This window comes from Breznakiella homolactica (genome assembly GCF_016616095.2).
Classification (GTDB): domain Bacteria; phylum Spirochaetota; class Spirochaetia; order Treponematales; family Breznakiellaceae; genus Breznakiella; species Breznakiella homolactica.
In genome coordinates, this window is record NZ_CP067089.2 from 3,409,576 (window position 1) to 3,426,939 (window position 17,364).

At 54.5% G+C, this 17,364-nt stretch carries 15 protein-coding genes; 4 read left to right on the forward strand and 11 right to left on the reverse strand.

What is annotated here, in order from left to right; all coding sequences use genetic code 11:
- Positions 1–91 precede the first annotated feature (91 nt).
- From JFL75_RS15405 to JFL75_RS15425, 5 genes are all read right to left on the reverse strand, one after another.
- The gene (locus JFL75_RS15405; protein WP_215627566.1) at positions 92–1,522 is read right to left on the reverse strand and encodes a VWA domain-containing protein; all 1,431 of its coding nucleotides are present in this window, start codon (positions 1,520–1,522) and stop codon (positions 92–94) included.
- 10 nt (positions 1,523–1,532) lie between these two features.
- On the reverse strand, positions 1,533–2,420 hold the full coding sequence (locus JFL75_RS15410; RefSeq protein WP_215627567.1) for an FHA domain-containing protein: 888 nt from the start codon (positions 2,418–2,420) through the stop codon (positions 1,533–1,535).
- A gap of 104 nt (positions 2,421–2,524) precedes the next feature.
- Entirely contained in the window at positions 2,525–4,123 is a 1,599-nt protein-coding gene (locus tag JFL75_RS15415; RefSeq protein ID WP_215627568.1) for a serine/threonine protein kinase, read from the reverse strand.
- Between the two features lie 179 nt (positions 4,124–4,302).
- Complete coding sequence (locus JFL75_RS15420) at positions 4,303–5,280, reverse strand: metallophosphoesterase (protein WP_215627569.1); 978 nt, start codon at positions 5,278–5,280, stop codon at positions 4,303–4,305.
- Positions 5,281–5,326: 46 nt separating this feature from the next.
- Positions 5,327–5,860, reverse strand: coding sequence for a hypothetical protein (locus tag JFL75_RS15425; RefSeq protein ID WP_215627570.1), 534 nt, complete (start codon positions 5,858–5,860; stop codon positions 5,327–5,329).
- 241 nt (positions 5,861–6,101) lie between these two features.
- Between JFL75_RS15425 and JFL75_RS15430 the strand changes: the two genes are divergently transcribed.
- Positions 6,102–6,971, forward strand: coding sequence for an HU family DNA-binding protein (locus tag JFL75_RS15430; protein WP_215627571.1), 870 nt, complete (start codon positions 6,102–6,104; stop codon positions 6,969–6,971).
- A 439-nt stretch (positions 6,972–7,410) separates the two neighbouring features.
- Positions 7,411–8,292 (forward strand): hypothetical protein, encoded by an 882-nt coding sequence (locus JFL75_RS15435; RefSeq protein ID WP_215627572.1) that lies wholly within the window; start codon positions 7,411–7,413, stop codon positions 8,290–8,292.
- Between the two features lie 64 nt (positions 8,293–8,356).
- Here the strand turns inward: JFL75_RS15435 and JFL75_RS15440 are convergent, their stop codons facing one another.
- From JFL75_RS15440 to JFL75_RS15450, 3 genes are all read right to left on the reverse strand, one after another.
- The gene (locus JFL75_RS15440) at positions 8,357–8,809 is read right to left on the reverse strand and encodes a GNAT family N-acetyltransferase (protein WP_215627573.1); all 453 of its coding nucleotides are present in this window, start codon (positions 8,807–8,809) and stop codon (positions 8,357–8,359) included.
- A 152-nt stretch (positions 8,810–8,961) separates the two neighbouring features.
- The gene (locus tag JFL75_RS15445; protein WP_215627574.1) at positions 8,962–9,654 is read right to left on the reverse strand and encodes a DinB family protein; all 693 of its coding nucleotides are present in this window, start codon (positions 9,652–9,654) and stop codon (positions 8,962–8,964) included.
- Positions 9,654–10,121, reverse strand: a complete 468-nt coding sequence (locus JFL75_RS15450) for a GNAT family N-acetyltransferase (protein ID WP_215627575.1) — start codon at positions 10,119–10,121, stop codon at positions 9,654–9,656. Before JFL75_RS15450 ends, JFL75_RS15445 begins: the two co-directional genes overlap by 1 nt.
- A gap of 102 nt (positions 10,122–10,223) precedes the next feature.
- Here JFL75_RS15450 and JFL75_RS15455 point away from each other — a divergent pair, with 102 nt between their 5' ends.
- Positions 10,224–10,841, forward strand: a complete 618-nt coding sequence (locus JFL75_RS15455) for a nitroreductase family protein (protein ID WP_215627576.1) — start codon at positions 10,224–10,226, stop codon at positions 10,839–10,841.
- Between the two features lie 174 nt (positions 10,842–11,015).
- Positions 11,016–12,548: a bifunctional metallophosphatase/5'-nucleotidase gene (locus JFL75_RS15460; RefSeq protein ID WP_215627577.1), complete on the forward strand. Its 1,533-nt coding sequence runs from the start codon at positions 11,016–11,018 to the stop codon at positions 12,546–12,548.
- A gap of 17 nt (positions 12,549–12,565) precedes the next feature.
- On the opposite strand, the gene JFL75_RS15465 is transcribed toward JFL75_RS15460, so the two are convergent.
- Genes JFL75_RS15465 through JFL75_RS15475 form a run of 3 tightly spaced genes read right to left on the reverse strand, consistent with a single transcriptional unit; the run spans position 12,566 to position 17,249 of the window.
- Positions 12,566–13,744, reverse strand: a complete 1,179-nt coding sequence (locus JFL75_RS15465) for a DUF362 domain-containing protein (RefSeq protein WP_215627578.1) — start codon at positions 13,742–13,744, stop codon at positions 12,566–12,568.
- Positions 13,725–16,166, reverse strand: a complete 2,442-nt coding sequence (locus JFL75_RS15470) for a PEP/pyruvate-binding domain-containing protein (RefSeq protein ID WP_215627579.1) — start codon at positions 16,164–16,166, stop codon at positions 13,725–13,727. The genes JFL75_RS15465 and JFL75_RS15470 overlap by 20 nt, the downstream gene beginning before the upstream one ends.
- Positions 16,167–16,178: 12 nt before the next feature.
- Complete coding sequence (locus tag JFL75_RS15475) at positions 16,179–17,249, reverse strand: DUF7064 domain-containing protein (RefSeq protein WP_215627580.1); 1,071 nt, start codon at positions 17,247–17,249, stop codon at positions 16,179–16,181.
- Positions 17,250–17,364 lie beyond the last annotated feature (115 nt).

The following is a 17,364-nucleotide window of genomic DNA, read 5'->3' on the forward strand; positions in this document are numbered from 1 at the left end:
GTTTAAAGATACTAACAAAACAGCGGGATCGTCAAAAAAATTGCGGTCATGGGTACCCCTCCGGGCCATGCCGGAGGGGGTATCTACTTTTTTACCTGGGTTTACTTTTTTTACTGTCCGGCTCCGGAGCGTCAAAGATAAGCGTAGCGCCTTCCATATTCAGAACATCCCCGGGCCGTAATTCCCGTTTTTTTACCGGCTGATTGTTGACCAGTATTTCTTCCTTGGAAACCACCGTATAGGTTCCGTTTTTTTCGTTATGCTCAATAACCGCGTGGGATTCGCCGAGGCTCGGAATCCCAAGGATCGTCATATCCGCCTTCGCGGAGCTACCGATAACGGTTTTCGCTGTGCTGAGAATCTGGGTTTTTACCAGGGTCTTTCCTGAACCCGCGGGTACGAACTGGAGTTCCGCCCGGCTCGCGGGCCGTTCAAACTTGATGAGGAACAGCAGCAGCCACAGGATAAGGCCGCCCAGAAGGATAATGATACAGAGCCAGTCCGAATCGGTACGGCTGCTCCCGAAGAGCAGGGCCGGCGTGTAGGTCCGGGTGTCCCCGGTTTTCCCGTTGTACCGGGCTTCTATTCCCGGGTGCTCATCGAAACTGATGGGAACCTTAAGGCTCACCCGGTATTCCTGCTGAATTCCCCGGCGGATGTTTTCGTAAACCCGGGTGAGTTCCGTTTCGTTATACGCGTCAAAAACCCGGCCCCCGGATGCAAGGGCAATATCCGCCAGGGGGAGATCCTTCTCCTGGGAAAAGTTAATGGCGTAGAGGGTCACTTCGGAGCCGGAAAGGGCCTCGGAGGATTCCCGGGGCTGGTAATTCCGTTCCCCCAAAACCGGGTGAGGATTTCCGGACCGTTCAAAATAGGGATAGTTTTCTCCGTCCGACAGCAGGATAATCGCCTTTCTTCCTTTAATCCCCGCCATATCCTCCGCTGCTCTGGCTATGGCGTAGTAGAGTTCCGTGTACCCTTCTTCCCGGCCGGGCTGCCGGAGCAGCTGGAGGGACTCGCCCACGGAATCCCTTCCGTTTTTGGGGTTAAGCAGAACTTCGTAATCCCTGCCGAAGACCGCCAGCCCGACCCGGTCTTTTTCGGGATCCAGCTGCGATACAAATTGGCTGATCGCCCGGACCGCCTGACGGTTCCGGGTATCCTGGCTGCCCTGGGTTTCATACATGCTGCCGGAATTGTCCAGCACCAGCAGGAAGGTGATTTTCTCTTCGCTGTCTTCGTTCCGGGTGATGTCCAGGATATCCAGCGGCCTGGGGCCGTTTTCGGAGGTATGGTAAAATGAAAGTTCCCCCATGGGATTCGCAAGTTCCGCGGGGATTCCCGCCCCATCGGTTACGCTGAGAAAGACATCGACCTTGGATGAGAGGAACAGCTTTGAACTGTCCAGCTGGGTTATGGAGAGGTTCTGGGCCCCCAGGCTGAAGCCCTGGAGGAGCAGCACAAAAAGGCAAAGAACAAAGGCATTCCTCGGAAATGCGGCTGTAAAATTTCTTGTCTTCATAACTGATCCCCTATCGTACGGGCAGGAAAAGAAGTTTCAGCGACCCCAGCTCGATCACGTCTTCGTACCGGAGGGTTTTCTTTTCCGCGGGTTTTTCGTTGATGGTTACTTTGCCCCGGAGAGATTCCGCCAGGACACCGTTTTTTTCCGCCCTAAGGAGCAGGTGTTCGTCTTCGATACCTTTGTATCCCCTGAGATCCATGGCGCTCCGCCGTGAAGAACCCAGGATTGTTTTTGCCGAAGCCAGGAGATATTCCTTGCCCCGGATCGTTCCGGTGAGTACCTTGAGAATCCCGAAGGAACGCTGGGCTTCAAAGATTGAATAAAACAGCCCGATGCAGGTTCCCATAACGAGAATCCCGATCCCCCGGGCCGCGAATCCGTTTGACAGGAAACGGCCGGCCAGTTCCAGAAGCAGTCCTCCCAGGAGCCCTCCCAGGGCGCCTCCGGAAATACCGATCCCCGCCCGGCGGGGCGACCGTGACCGCAGTCCGTCAATGGAACCTATCGCGGCGCCCAGGATACACCAGCCCGCGGCCCGTATGAGGGGAAGTACCAGGGACGCCTCGGTTTTTCTGGAAAAGAGTTCCATGTTGAAAAGGGCCGTAAGCAGACCCTGGACGAGGACCGTAACCGCCGCGCCGGCAAGGGCGCCGATGCACAGTCCCGAAAGTCCTCCCTCGAGAGCGCGGCGCTTATCCGATAGCAGGATCCCGTCGGCGCTTCCGAAGACAAATCCGAAAAACAGTCCGATGATTATCCCTTCTATAAGGGAAAGGAGAAAATATCCTCCCGCGGAGTCACCCCAGAACAGCATGATTTCCAGGGAAGCCCATGCGCACAGGGCGCCGGAGAGGCCCAGCAGGCATAATAGTATCTTCTTGATGAAAGCGGTCATGTTCTACCTCTGTTCCTGTTTGATTTGGTTGCGGACAGCTCCGGTACCGGGAGGTCCCAACGGTAATGCTATACAGCTGCCTGAGCCCGGCCGGCCGTCTCGGATTATTCCTCCGGGACTAATCCCGCCTGGAGCAGCAGCACATCCTGCCGGTTATCCACCCGCAGGGAAAATAGTTTTGTTTTGTATCCCGGCGCTTCCACCTGGATGCGGATTACCCCGCCGGTTTTGAGATCCTTGGCGGCTGCCAGGGGGACCCAGCTTCCCCGCTGGGAAACCGACACCACGGCTTCGGCATCCAGGGATTTTCCGGTTATGCTGTCCCTGACCTGGGGCAGCACCATCAGCGGCCGGACTCCCCGGTCCTGAACGAGGCAGGCCGCCCGGTAAATTCTCTGGCCGCTGGGACTCTTCTTCTGCTCCGCCCAGGGTTTGATAACAAAGGACATCCAGAATATTTCCCGGCCCACGGTTACTTTCGCCCGGTACGCTCCGGCGGGAATAAAGGCGGGCATGCTTTTCCGGCTCAGGTACGCGCTGTCTCCGGAGGACAGAAAAATAAGCCCCGGTTTTTTTGCTTCCGGAATGTCCTGGTCGTCATCCTGGAAAAGGCTGATGGTGACCGGTTCGTTCAGGACCTCGCCGTACTCCCGGGCGGCTTTGATATCGAACTCGATACCGCCGTAGGTTCTGGGTGAAAACACAGCCCGGAAAGTCTGCAGATACGCCATGAGGCTGACCGCCGATGCGAGGATAACCGCGCCCGCTCCGGCCAGGACAAAATACAGGATTTTTCTGCTGCTCCTGACCACTGTGGGGACGGCGATTTCCCGGCCCCGGGCCGCGTCGGCGCAGAGGTTCTTAAGTTCCTCCTGGTTCCACCGGGGCAGCAGATTTTCGAGAATCGCGATGACCTGGGAAAGATCCTGGTACCGTTTTTCCTTTTTGGGCTTCATGGCTTTGCGGATAAAGCTCCGCAGGACAGGATGAATCTCCGGAACAATTTTCGCCGGGGGGACGTATTTTCCCCGCTGGATATTGTTGACCAGCTCCGGGGAGAATGACCCGGGGTAGGGTTTCTTGCCCGTAAGCATTTCGTAGGCCAGCACCCCCAGGGAGTAGATGTCCGCCCGCTGGTCAACGGTGCTGGAGTCCAGGAACTGTTCCGCCGGCATATAGCCCGGGGTCCCCAGGGTCATGCCTTCCCGGGTAAGCTGTTCCTCCTCGGTCCGGTCGCTCACGGCGATACCGAAATCCACCAGCTTTACCCGGCCGTTCCGGGAAATCAGCACATTGCCGGGCTTAATATCCCGGTGGATCACTTTCTGGGAATGGGCGTACTGCAGAGCCCGGCTCAGCTCCAGGAGAATATAGGCGGCTACCCCGCTGGGAATGTACCGGTTTTTCCTGAGAATCTGTTCCAGGGAAAGGCCGTCCACGTATTCCAGGACCAGGTAGTAGCTGCTGCCTTCCTTGAAGTGATCATACATTCCCACGATATTGTCGTGGCTGAGGTCCATGAGAATCCGGGCCTCCCGGCGGAACCGTTCGGTGATATCCTTTTTCCCCGACAGGGTAAGGCGTTTGAGGATAACCGGGCGGTTCAGGGTAGGGTGCTGGGCCTTGTAGACCGCTCCCATGCCGCCCTGGGCAATCAGGCTTTCAACCTTGTACTTTCCTATTTCTTCCGGAATTTTTGCCATGTCTAAAACCTATTCACCAAAGTATTTCCGCCCAAGGCGGGTTTATTCGGAAGTCTGGTTTCATACCCCGCAACTATGCCGCACGCTCTTTGAGCCGTGGTAAGCCACGGGATATGAAACCAGACGGTACAATAAAATTCCTCTCGAACGACCTTCCCCGCAGCTTGCCGCGGGGAAGGTCATCCGCATCCGTCAATATATACGATACCATAGTTGTTTTTCATATCCCTGGGATTCCGCAGGTACACCACGGGATATCTGAGGGGGTTGTGAATCTGCACATACCGGCCCCCGGCCCGGAGCTGGTACAGGTCACTCACCGGCCGGTGCCCGCCGTAGTACAGCGCGTCGGGCATATCCGGAAAATAATCCCGGAGGTAGTCCTCGACAACGTGCTCATCGGATTCACCGTTGTCCGTCCAGGTAAAATCAAAAATGATTTCCCGGTTGGAATAGCAGTTTATCACTTCTTCCCGGGTATAATAACGCCTCGGCTCCCCATGGGATACGCAGAATCCGTTTCCCGCCGCCATTATGGGGAGGTTTTTCTCAAAATCGTAGTACCATTCAAAAACTTCCTGGCCGAGGAATTTTTTGAACCACAGGGTGACCATGTCGCCTTCAAAGACAAACTTCCGGAAACTCCGGTTATCTTTGGAATGTTCATTGGCGATGTTTTCGTGGTTGCCCTTGAGGAAATGGAAGTTCGCCGGGTAGTGGATTTTCCAGTCCATGACCAGGAGCATCAGTTTAAGGCTGTCTTCCATTTCCCCGTCCATGGCCTTATGGGTACGGTAGCTCTTCAGGTATTCCTGGTACGCTTCGAGCCAGCGCTTGTATCCCGGGCTTTCGCTGTGAAATCCGTCCCCGACGCACAGAACCTGGAGCGCGTCCTTTTCCATAAGGGCAAGCGCCGGTTCCGTGAATCCGGGGGGGATCCAGGAGGCAAGGGTTTCGAGAAAATGCGGCCGCGCGTGGAGATCCGGTACGATAATTACCGGCAAATCCCGAAGCAGAATCAGCCCGCCGGGCTTTCCGTTCCTGCCCCGGGGCCGTATCTCCGGATCCTCGTTGGCCGTAACCTGCTTGAGCGCCCGCAGCGCCGGGAGGAGAATCTCCTTTCCCGGATAACCGCGGCTGTGCAGGATTCTAGTCATTCTCCCGAAGCCTTTGCCTTGATCCGCCATTTCTTTCAAACTTGTTTTAATCCTGTATTATGGTTTTGTTTATTTCCACAAATTCATCACTGAGCATCTGGGTCATTTCGGCAAGGAGTTCTTCCGCTTCCTCGTCGTCCAGGGATTCCTTGACCAGGGCCAGCTTGTACACCGGCGAACTCTGCTGCAGGGGCCCGTCCTTGAATTTTACCGGAGCGTCGATTTCAATGTCCCCTTCCAGGACCGCGTCGTCCTGCTCAAGACCGTCGGGTACATCCGTGCGGAACCCCACGCTGCTGTATTCAACCTTGCGTCCGTCATCACCCGCGGGGCCGATGGAAAGCAGGGACCCGGAATAGGTCATGATCAGGGCTCCCCGCTCCTCATCGGCCGACAGGGTATCCACGGGCTCAAATTCGTTTTTTTCCAGCTTCTCGTTAAAAAGCTCTTCTTTTTCGAGCCATACCTTGGCAAGCTGTTCCAGGGGTTCTTCCGGGTTTTCAATAAATTTTACCGATCCGGAAAGCTGTTTGAGGTGATTCTGCACCTTCTCTGATACGTTGGAAAAGTATTCACTCATGGTTTGTTCCTCCAAGGGAGAATATATAATACTTTTCCAAAAAAAACCAATATTTCCGCATATTTTTGAAAAAAATATTTTTTGAGCCGTTTTTGAGCAATTTCTTCAATATATGGCCCCTTTAAATTATAGTGAAAAAACTGCATTTTTCATACGCTTCCGGGAAACGGAGGAATTTTGTATTATAGTATTAGTAAGATTATAGTACAGCAGTTATCCGAAATACTGCAGGGAGGAACGTATGGTAATGGAAGATCTTCCGTCGGCGGTACAGGCCCATCTTGAGCACCTGCTAACCCATTCCGGTCTCCCGGATACGAAGGAATTCAGGGAGCGTCTGGCACAGGCGTGGTGTAAAAAATGCGATCTCTTTGAGCAGCAGGCCAAGGTTCTCCAGCTTGAAATGACCGGAGAAGTTGCCCGGAATGATCCCCGGGGATTTATTGTCCTTACCTATTCCGGCTCTATTGTCAGTGTCGGGACCGGAGCGGAAAAACGTGAGGTAGAGTACGCCAGTATCCATCTGCGGGGGGATGTGCCCAAATCCGTGGAGGTTTCCGCCACAGCCTTGGCGGAGGACGTACGCCAGAAGCATCCGGTGACCTTTTCCGGCGGCAAACTCAAGAAAACATCGGCGGTATATTTTATCGCGGTATGTCCCGGGGACTGGAGCGCGGATATCCAGAACGAAACCATCCGGGAAGCCATGATTTACCTCACCAACGGATTCCTTAAAATCAACCAGAGTATCCACATCGACCGGAAGAATATCCCCGATCATTTTACGTCGAAATCCATGGCCCGGTATATCGCCAAGAAACACGACCTAACCGGCGCCGAGGCCCAGCGGATTCTCGATGACTATAACCTGCTGATCGAGACGGGCATGCTTCTGGGAGAATCGGTTCCCCTGGGGAAGATCGGCCGTCTGTCCTTAAAGACAAAGGAAGCCCAGAAGGCGCGGATCGTAAAGCATCCCGAGACCGGCGAGGAAATGGTTATCAAGTCAAAACCCCCGGTGGCGGTTCCGCGGATTTCCTTCAGCAAGCATATCAAGGACAAGGCGGCGGCCCTGCCGGTCCGTACCGACGATACGGAGCTGGGAGAATAAATACGGAGAGCCCGCAGGCACACAGCTCCTGCGGGTCCGGCCGTGGAAAAGCAATACGGGATACGCTCCGGCGCTGCCCATGCCGGGATATTTCTTCCTGCCCCGGGATCATCCTTTCGCTTACAATACACCATTCTGCTGGTCCCGGCTGTTTAACGGCGGTTAATAAAAACGCACAAAACCCGCCCCGCAAAGATCCCGGCCGGCCATAACCAAGGCTCCGCGAAGCCATTTAAGCGGTAGTGGTACGTTTCGGGTACGTATAGGGTACGGAGCGGATGTGATTGACCAGTCAGGACATAGGTAAGTAAATAAGTTCAGGACATGGGTAAGCCGGTGTTTTTTTTAACCGCGGTTTGTATATGTTCCGGTTTTTTCTCAGGTACCATACAGCCTCCCTGGCATTTATGTGCCGGGAGATTTTGCTTTGGAGGCTTGTATGTCCGATTGGATCAGCTGTCCCCTTACATTTCGGTATGCAGAACAGGAAGACCCACAGCTGCAGTATTATTGGTTTAAGATTGGAAAATGTTTGTACGATGCGTATAATGCTCGTACTGTAATTAAAATACAAATATCCGGAGATGAAAATTATAATTATTTCTGTGAATATTTGCTTGTTTATTCAAAATATGGTTTGGGTTCAGACGCACGGTCATTAACTGTACGGGTTGAGCCGTTATCAAGCAGGATTGGAGAAACAGATTTATGTGTTGCCGCAGATAACGATGGGAATGTATATATCCAGACATCGGCAATCTGGTCATCATATTTGCGTTACAGGATCGAACAGGGGGAAAGTAATTCATATTTATCCGCCCCGGAACAAATAGGCTACAAGCCCTTTGGAACTTTGATTAATACCGGGTGGACATTAATCGGGAAAAATATCGGCGCCAAGCGGTACCGTATTTTTGACAATGTCTGGGAGGATAATAGTTCACAGCTAATATTCGATACCGGAAATATTAATAGTATCGGAAAAGGTTCCATGCCTGTGGGGGCTGTATATGTTCAGTTTCCCTTCCAGTCAGAACCGTCCGCTTTGTTCACCGGGACCTGGCAGGAGATTACTTCCACCTATGCCGGCCGCTTCTTTAGGGCTGAAGGCGGAAAGGCTGCGCCCTTCGGGACCGCACAGGAACAGGCTATCCAGAGCCACAGCCATACTTATAAAACAAACAGTGTTTCTGTAGCGGTAAGCAGCGGCTTAATTTCGACACCGCAATACAATTTAACAAACGCCAATACCGGCAGTACCGGCGGCGATGAGACACGGCCAACCAACTATGCGATAAAAATCTGGAAAAGGATAAGCTAAAAAACAATGGGAACACGGCGCCTGACAATTAAGGTACCGTGTTCCCGCACCGCAGCGGTCCGCTTCACAGTTCCTTTTCCATGCAGACCGAATCTTCCATGCCCTTATACTGGCCGTAGTTTTCGATAATCCCGTATCCCAGTGACCGGTAGAGTCCGTTGGCTTCGGTGAGAGGTTTGCCGGTTTCCAGGATAAGTTTGGTATATCCCTGTTCCCGGGCTTTCTCTTCCAGCGCTTCCATAATCCGTTTTGAGACACCCTGTCCGCGGTGCTCCTGTTTTACGAACACCCGTTTAACCTCGGCGGTGCTGCTGCTGTAGTATTTAAAGGCGGCACAGCCCACAGGTTCGGTGCCGCTGTACGCGACAAAGGCGTCATGGATATCGTCCAGGACATTGTAGGGAATATACTCCCGCCGGTTTTCGATGCCCCCGGCGGCTTCATTGAGGTAGTCATCCAGAAGCACACAGAGCTTGATAAAATCGGAATCCCTTCCATCGGTATATGTAATAGTCATGGTATCTCCTCAACTCCCTTCACGGAACAAGCACATCACAGAACGTACACTCGCAAAGGTAACGCGGGGTGCCGGATAAAAACGGTGATAAACGACTTTCGAGGCCGCAGGCCGACACGGAGCCATTCTGAGTTAGTCCGGCAGGACCCCGATTAGTCTGCCGGTGTGCGTTCTGCGACGTGTTTTTTTATGGCCAAACACTGGGGAATGTGCATAAGGTGGTGCCGGGTCAGCGGCAGCATCATGAGTCCCGCGACGGTCTTCTTTCCCCAGAAATCCCTGAGCCAGATGGAGCCTTCTTCTTCGGTAAGCCCGCCCTCGGGAAGGAGCCGGTCCAGGCTTCCCTGTTCCGGTTTGCGGCTGAGGTCCTCAGGGCCGAGGCTTTTCAGGATTTTCTCCGTCTGCCGGCCCACGGCGTTGGTGTAATCATACAGTTCCTGCATGCCGACTTCCGCGCTGAAAGCCGTGACCTGCGTCCTGTCCATGGCGTTGCCGGTATCGGTAAATTTGGTCTTGAGTTTTTTCTGCCAGGTTTTATTGAATACCTGTTTTGAGTCATTTATGAGAATATTGCTTACCAGGTCCTCGATGCGGTTGAGGTGCCAGAGGTACCAGGCGATGGACATGCCTTTTTTCGGCGGAACATAGCGAAATACTTCCTCGCTGAGGCCATCCCATATTTCATCATAAAAAGTTTTGCCGGTATATCCGGACATATCCGAAAAATGTACCAGGCTGTGAAGTTCCAGGGTAAGCCCGATTGTTTCCCTGTAATTTTTCGTGTTCCGGCTGCTTTTTTTAAGCGCTTCGAATTTTGGATTCCAGTCCCGTTCAAGGGTCGCCATCAAGGTACCTCCCATTCCATCATATTCGGTATTTTCTCAAAACCGCATTTTTTATACAATGCCTCTCCGGCTTCGGTGGACCGCAGCTGCAGGCTGCCGATGCCGTTTTTTCCGGCGTAATCCTGGATAAACTCCATGAGCCCCCGGGCGTATCCCCGGTTCCGGAATTCCGGTTTTGTATAGAAGTTGAAAATATAGCCGGTCCTCCGCGGAAGGGGATTCAATATAGGCGGCGTCTCGTATACAAAAAGCCCCGCGGCGCAGGCCACCGCGGCTCCCACGGTCCCGGTAAAGCCGGTATAGGTTCCTTCCTCAATCTGCGCGCGGAGCACCTTCCGGGTCCCATCCCGAAGGGAATCAAGGTGGGCTTCGGAGAAATCCCGGCCCACATGTCTGAGAAAGTCGATGCGCAGCTCTACCAGCAGATCCAGGGATTCCCGGCTTGTTTCAGCATAAATGCAATCCATTGTATGGTCCCCCGGGATTGACTATAATCAAAACTGAAAATTAAAACATCCCGCGGTTCTGCTTCGTTCTCCCCGCCGGGATCGACGCTAAAGGAGAATAGTATGAAAAAAACATGGGTTATCTTTCTGCTGATTTTTTTGGCCGCGGCGGCGCTCTGCGGCTGCAGCGGAAAACGGGCCGCGGCGAATGCCCGGCTGTCCGCTTCGGTGGCCGGCGAAGTAAATCAGGCGGCTGTCCTGAATATGCTTGACAGCTACGCTGCCAGGGATTTTATCTCCGGCGAGGTTAGTTCCGAAAATATATCGGCCATTCTTGAATGCGGCGCCTGGGCTCCCAGCGCCAGGAATGGTCAGCCCTGGCATTTTACGGTTCTTTCGGATCTTCAGCTTTCAAAGAAAATAATCTCCAATATGATAGACGGGAATGTCATCATGATCGTTTCCGCGCCCGCGGCCGAAATTTCCCGTGGCAGCGCGGTTCTCGACTGCGGTCTGGCGACCCAGAACATATACCTTGCCGCCCAGGCCCTGGGGCTTGGTTCCCGGATATACACCGGCCCCATTGCGGACATTAACAAAAACCACAAAGCCGATCTGGGAATCCCTTCTGGGTACGATGCGGTCGCCTTGGTCCGGATCGGCCATATTGAACCACCAGCTGATGGTGTGAGCTCAGCGTCGGGCAGAAAAGAACTTAGCTCCCTGGTAAACTACCGGTAGTTCCGGACTGCTCCGTTTTTCCTGTGCTGTTATCTCTATTTCTACACTTCGTAATCCGAATAATTTGACATCCGAATAATGAGCGTGGTATAATCCGGCTGGTTTAAAATCAGCCGGCAGTATATCCGCTCCTCGGGCCGGTGCGGGAACCGCCGTTATTCCGGAGGTAAAACAATGAAGAACAACAGGAATTTTTTCACTTTAGCTGTGACCGCGGCTTTTCTTTCCTTCCTCATAGCCTGCAGCGGCGGGCCTTCCGCAAAGGACGGCGAGACTTCCCGCAGCCTGACGGGGAACGGCAGCTTTACGATTATCCATACCAATGACGTGCATTCCCACGTTGATGTGGAACCCTATGTAAAAGCCTATGTCCAGAAACTGCGGGAGTCCGGCAGGGAAGTGATCGTTATATCCGGCGGGGATGCCTTCGCGGGGACTTCCTTCGCGTCCCTGTCCCAGGGAACGGATGTGGCGGCCGTTATGAATGATGCCGGTTACGACCTTATGGCCCTGGGCAACCATGAACAGCTGATGAATTGGAACGATCTCCGGGCGGTAAGTGAAATGACGGACTTTCCGATCCTCGCCGCCAACGCCAGTCCCGAACTCAGGCAGGCGGTACCGGAGCTGCGGGATTACGTTATCCGGGATATCGGCGGCGCCCGGGTCGCGTTCCTGGGGATAACCACCAACATGGAGCCCGCCGGGGACGGGGTAAACCGCGGGGATATAACGGTCGGAATCCTTGAGAATCTGAAAGCCGAGACCGAAGCCCGGGGCGCCACGGTCTTCATCGCCGTGACCCACCTGGGCATTACCGAAACAGACGAAACTATACGCAGTACCTATGTGGCGGATAAATGTCCCTGGCTGTCGGTGATCATCGACGCCCACTGCCATACGGCGCATGAACGCGGCCTTGAACGCAGCGGCGTACTGATTGCCGAGACCGGAGAATACGGCAGCAATATCGGCGTTGTGGAAGTGACCATACAGGACGGCGCCGCCGTGGAGCGGACCGCCCGGATTATTCCAATCGCCGGCATTGAAGCTGAAAGCGGAATAATCCCGGACTGGGAGCTTGCCGAAAAGATCGCCGCCGTCCGCGCGAAAAATGAACGGTTCCTCAGGCAGGTCATCGCGCGGATCCCCGCCGGCCTTGAGGGCGACCGGAACATTACCCGGACCAGGGAAACCAACTTCGGGGATATTGTGAGTGACGCCATCCGGTGGAAAACCGGCGCCGATATAGCGGCTATGGATACGCCCTTTTTCCGTTCCAGCATACCCGCGGGAGACCTGACCAATGAACAATTCCTTTCCGTGTTTATCGCGCCCCGGGAGCTGTACCTATGCGAAATGAAGGGCAGTGAAATCCTCGAACGTCTGGAGAGCGGTGTCCAGTCTTATCCCCAGCCGACCTTTATGTTTGTGCAGGTGAGCGGCGTCCGCTTCGTGTTTGATCCGTCCAGGCCGCCGATGAACCGGATTGTGTCCGCGGTCCTTGCGGACGGAACACCCCTTGATCCGGACAGGACCTACACATTCGCCGCGGGAGACGCAAAGCTGACCTTGGGGAAAGACAAGGTTGAAGGGGTTGATTATATCACCGGCTTCGGCACGGTTAACCAGGCGTTTGTGGATTACCTCAACAGCGGAGAACCATTGGCCGTAAAAACCGACGGCCGCATCAGTACGGTCCGGTAGCGACTATCCCCCGGGGATTATTTTTTGCCGAAAAAATCCCCGATCCGGGTTTTCCTGATTTCAATCGCCTTGGCGGGACATATCTCATGGCAGCAGTAGCACCGGATGCATTTCCGGTAATTGAATGAGATTTGTTTTTCTCCGTTCACGTCCCGGAAACTGATTGCCTTCGCGCTGCAGATCCGCATACAGTCGCCGCAGCGCAGACATTCGCTGTGCAGAACCTCCGGCCGCGGAGCGAGGGCTTCCCGGAATTTCCGGTAAGGCCGGGGAAGTATCAGCTCCAGGAGCTGGTTTTTCGCCTTTTTTACCGGGATCTTTTCGAAGTCCGGGATTTTTACCGAAGCGGGATCGAGTCCGGGATATTCAATATCGGAAATACCCTTGAGCCAAATCCCCCGGGAAAGGGCTTCCCTGTTTACGGGAATGTCCAGCGGCGGATAGCCGATAACGGCGCTGGCGGCAATATCCATGGCCAGCAGATTCGGGGATGCCATGACCAGGCCGATCTGCCGGGGGGTACCGGATCCCGGACCGGGGCCTTCCATTCCAATGATGCCATCCATAAAGGCGTAATCCGCCATGACCGCCTCGTTGAGGTCAACGAGCATGGCGGCGAATTCCTCCCTCCCGGGAAACCGTACGTGATAGGGACTCTTCATCAGGGAAGGAATAAGGCCGAAGAGGTTTTTCATGGCCCCGGTAAAAAACATGAGCTGGTGGGTCTTAAGTTTGGGAAGGCTTATAATGCAGTCCGCTTCCAGGACCGCGTCGGTGACAGCAAACTGTTTGGCCGCCTTTCCTCCGGGGCATGAAAGGGTTGTTTTCCCGGCGGTAAAATCAACCCACCGGGCGCCGGCTTTTTCCGCAGCGGGTCCCAGAAGGGAATTTTTCCCGGTGAACCCGGGCTTCTGAAGTCCCGGACTGTCCCCGACGAGAACCCGGCCCGCGCCCAGGTCACGGACCATCCGCACCGCCGCTTCGAGAAATACCGGATGGGTGGTAAGGGCTTTTTCCGGCGGCGCGTCGAAAAGGATGTTGGGTTTGAGAAGAACCGTTTTATCCCGTACATCCGGTTCCCCGGCAAGCTCCGCCGCTTGCCGGAGAGCCCGGTACACCAGGTCCGGGTCGTATTCTCCGCAGGATGTGATACCGACCGCGGTACCCGCGGACCGGTCAGACCGCCGCGGTTCCATAGGATTCGGCGGTTTCCAGGATGGTCACGGTCCCTTTGGTTCCGTTGATGCTGATCAGGTCGCCGGTCTTGATGATCTTTGTGGCATTGGACACATTGGCGACCAGGGGCAGTGAGTATTCCCGGGCCACCACCGCTCCGTGGGAAAGGGCGGACCCAACCTCGGTAACCAGGCCGCCGACAATGCAGTAGTACGGCGACCAGCCGATATCGGTAAAGGCGGCCACCATGATTTCCCCTTCCTGCAGCTCCCGGGCGTCTTCCACAGATTTGACCACCCGGGCCTGGCCTTTTGTTTCGCCCCGGCTGATGGGCGCCCCGGACAGGACCATGCCGTTTTCGGTCTGCACCGATTCCACCGCCACCGGGACGGGCCGGCCCACGTAATATTCCTCAAACTGGACTTCCATCTGTTCGTCCAGGAGACGCCGCCGCTGGATAGCCTTCTTGATAAGTTTCGCCCTGCGCTGGAAGATCAGTTCCCCGATTTCCTTATGGCTCAGGAAGTAAATCAGGTCCCGTTCCGGCAGGGCTCCGGCTTCCACCATCATCCCCGCCAGCCGGTAATAGGCTTCCTTAAAAACATCCACCGCCATGACGAATTTCGATTTCGTGTATTCCCGGTTGTAGACCCCCTGCCGGGCCTGGTTTATGAGGAACCCCAGGGCTTTTCCCATGGAACCTTTTTTGTCCGCCAGGAACGCGTTGATCCGCTCCCGGACGTGGGATTCTTTTTTGGGAGTCTCCACGGCGCCGGACATCATCACGGTTTTAATGTTTTCCATCAGCGCGGTCTCATCGTTCTTCCAGGACTTGTTCCGGAGTTCGGCTTCCCGGATTGACCGGTGGCCGTGGCGTTTGATGAAGTAATCATAGGCTTCCCTGACCGAACCGGTATCGCCTTTTATGTATTCGGCGAGCTTGTCCGCGGAGTAATGCACCGCCCCGGGATTTTTCTTGAGAACCCTGAACGCCAGGGTCCGCATGGACCGGAGTATGTCGACACTTTCAATATTATCGATATCTTCCAGAAAGCCGGCGATAACGCCTTTGGCTTCGTCCTCGCCGGAATAATCACCCTTGATGATCGCCAGAATTGCGCTGCTCATGGCTCCGGAATGGGCGCTGGTTATGTAATGGTAATAGGTCGCGTCGATAAGATCCGGCATGGCCGCGTCGATGTTCTTGTAGTATTTCCCCAGATCATTGGAATGGGGGATGGCCATCCGCGCCGTAAACCGGTCGATTTTTTTGATTGCCTTTTTATTGGAAAATAGGAATTTGAAATACTTGATGCCGTTATAGGCTTTAACGATGACGGGCTTGTCCTTCCAGGGCAGGGGCGGCGTATCCAGGGTTTTGCCGCAGATGCTTGCCTCAACGCTTTCCTTCTGGGCGCCCAGGATCGTGGTCGCCATTTTGTATATTGAAGTCAGGTTGAAAAACAGGTGGTTGGAATACGACGTGATACATTCACCGTCCCTGATCTCCTTCAGATTCCGGTACGCCCCGGCTTTTATGAGCATCATCCGCAGGCCGTGGTCGATTCCCTTAACCGAGGTTGAAAGTGAAAGGGGGGTCACCGCGCCGGGGAGCATCTCCCCGATATTGCAGTTGGTGTACACCGTGGTTTCGTCCCCGTAGGTAGTACCGTCGAGCTCGTCGATGGCCGCCTCGTCAAGGGTGGTCACCGGACGGGCCTGGAGCCAGGTGAGGGCGCCGTCTTTGTCCACGGCCCATTCCATATCCAGTTCATGGCCGAAATAATCGAGCGCCCGGCATATATCGCCGCTGATCGCCGACACAATAGCTTCGGTAAGAATCCCTCCCGCCGATGAATAGTCCGCTTTTTCCGGCAGGGCCCGTTTGTTTTCCCGGTCCAGGGGAACAATGCACCGCTCCGCCTGGGCCTGCCCCGAGACGAGGCTTTCTCCCAGGCCGGCCACCGCTTCGATAAGGAGATCCTTTTTCCCGGTGGCTGGATCCACGGTAAAGCAGACCCCGGCGCAGACCGCGTCCACCATCTTCTGGACCACCACGGCCATGGTAACACTTTTTGCCTGGGAGAAAAACGCCGAGTAACTTTCGGCGTTCCGGTTATGGAGGGACGCCATACATCCCTTTAAGGCGGCGATGAATCCTTCCCTGCCGCTGACATTGAGGTACGATGTATACTGGCCGGCGTTGGAAAAATCCTCCCCGTCCTCTGAGCTGGCGGAGGACCGCACGGCCACAATCCCGAGACCGCTGGTATCGTAATAACCGGCGGCGTCCCGGAAATCCTCTTCGGTTTCGAGGTCTGTGATGACAAAGCCATCCGCCACGGTGAGTTTTGCCCGTATAAGTTCCGCCAGTCCCCTGGCCTTGCCTCCGGCCCGGGGGTAAATTTCTTGGGTTAATTCGCTTAATTTATAAATTTCCATAATTTCTCCGTATTACTTCCGTGTCCACCGTGACGAATCGGCGTTAAAGGCAAATTCCGTAATGCCCCTGCCCTTGATGCCGTCCACGGTAAAATCACTGACTCCTTCGTTGACAAAATACGTTCCGCCGCCGAACACAAAGGGAACGGTAAAATCAAGGCTGCACGAAACCCTGCGGACCGATCCGTCCTCATACGCGACGGTATAGGAAAACTTCTCCGGAACACCCCCGGTGACCGGGAGTTCATCCATGGAGGTGCAGTTTTTTACGCATAGCGTTTTCCCGCCGGTTTTGTAGAATCCCGCCTGGATTTCGGTCACCGCGGGATACCGGATAAGGCTGTTGTGTATAAAGTCGCCGTTTTCCAGGAGTCCCACGAGCCACACGTACCGGTCAAAATAGTTCCAGTCCCGTTTGCCGTAGCTGTGATCCCGGAAGGCGGGCAGTTTATCAAAGACAATTTCCCGGTTTCCCAGTTTAAGGGAACCGGTGACAGTCCCGGACTGTTCATAATGCACCTGGTGGTGTTCCGACAGAGCCGCCCGGAATTCCTTGGTGAATTTTTCCCGTGAGAGCGCCCGGGCTACCGGTTCGGTGGCCATGTGCCGGGAAAACTCGAAGGTATCCGTGAGCCCGCTGAAATTTCCGTCCAGTTCAACCATGGTATCTCCGGAATTCCCGTCGGGAACATATCCCTTATCGGTGAGTCTGCCTTTTTTTACCGGACCAGTATAGGTAAAGCGAAGCTTTTTGCCGCCTTCGACACATTCCACCGCCGCGGGGATGCTTTCGCCCTTGGAGATATGGTCCCGTTCATTCATATAAACGGTTCCGTCCCCGTCCCGGTACACAAACCAGACTTCGGTGGGGGCGCTGCCGCCCCGCAGGGCCAGCCGCATGTAGAGGCTCTGCCGGCTTTTTAAGTCATGGACCGAGAAATAGTGGCTGTTGTTCTGGTCCTCCGCCGCGTCCGGCGGGAGCTGGAAGTTATCGGAATATTCGGGATTAAAGGGATTCGCCGCTTTCCGCTTATCCATGGCCTTGGCAATTATGTTCTTTTTTATATTTTGAATTATTCCCATTTTATATGCTCCAGAAACATTGTATCATTCCAATATAGTCAATACTATGACTTTTCAACAAAAGATGTAAGAATAATTTGTTCATATCAGTATATACAAAACGGGCTGACCCTAA

Bases quoted from the DNA above. Each gene is read 5' to 3' on its own strand.
- JFL75_RS15420 (WP_215627569.1), bottom strand. From the start codon at position 5,280: ATGACTAGAATCCTGCACAGCCGCGGTTATCCGGGAAAGGAGATTCTC.
- JFL75_RS15445 (WP_215627574.1), bottom strand. From the start codon at position 9,654: ATGGCGACCCTTGAACGGGACTGGAATCCAAAATTCGAAGCGCTTAAA.
- JFL75_RS15440 (WP_215627573.1), bottom strand. From the start codon at position 8,809: ATGACTATTACATATACCGATGGAAGGGATTCCGATTTTATCAAGCTC.
- JFL75_RS15415 (WP_215627568.1), bottom strand. From the start codon at position 4,123: ATGGCAAAAATTCCGGAAGAAATAGGAAAGTACAAGGTTGAAAGCCTG.
- JFL75_RS15430 (WP_215627571.1), top strand. From the start codon at position 6,102: ATGGTAATGGAAGATCTTCCGTCGGCGGTACAGGCCCATCTTGAGCAC.
- JFL75_RS15410 (WP_215627567.1), bottom strand. From the start codon at position 2,420: ATGACCGCTTTCATCAAGAAGATACTATTATGCCTGCTGGGCCTCTCC.
- JFL75_RS15455 (WP_215627576.1), top strand. From the start codon at position 10,224: ATGAAAAAAACATGGGTTATCTTTCTGCTGATTTTTTTGGCCGCGGCG.
- JFL75_RS15470 (WP_215627579.1), bottom strand. From the start codon at position 16,166: ATGGAAATTTATAAATTAAGCGAATTAACCCAAGAAATTTACCCCCGG.
- JFL75_RS15435 (WP_215627572.1), top strand. From the start codon at position 7,411: ATGTCCGATTGGATCAGCTGTCCCCTTACATTTCGGTATGCAGAACAG.
- JFL75_RS15450 (WP_215627575.1), bottom strand. From the start codon at position 10,121: ATGGATTGCATTTATGCTGAAACAAGCCGGGAATCCCTGGATCTGCTG.
- JFL75_RS15425 (WP_215627570.1), bottom strand. From the start codon at position 5,860: ATGAGTGAATACTTTTCCAACGTATCAGAGAAGGTGCAGAATCACCTC.
- JFL75_RS15465 (WP_215627578.1), bottom strand. From the start codon at position 13,744: ATGGAACCGCGGCGGTCTGACCGGTCCGCGGGTACCGCGGTCGGTATC.
- JFL75_RS15405 (WP_215627566.1), bottom strand. From the start codon at position 1,522: ATGAAGACAAGAAATTTTACAGCCGCATTTCCGAGGAATGCCTTTGTT.
- JFL75_RS15460 (WP_215627577.1), top strand. From the start codon at position 11,016: ATGAAGAACAACAGGAATTTTTTCACTTTAGCTGTGACCGCGGCTTTT.
- JFL75_RS15475 (WP_215627580.1), bottom strand. From the start codon at position 17,249: ATGGGAATAATTCAAAATATAAAAAAGAACATAATTGCCAAGGCCATG.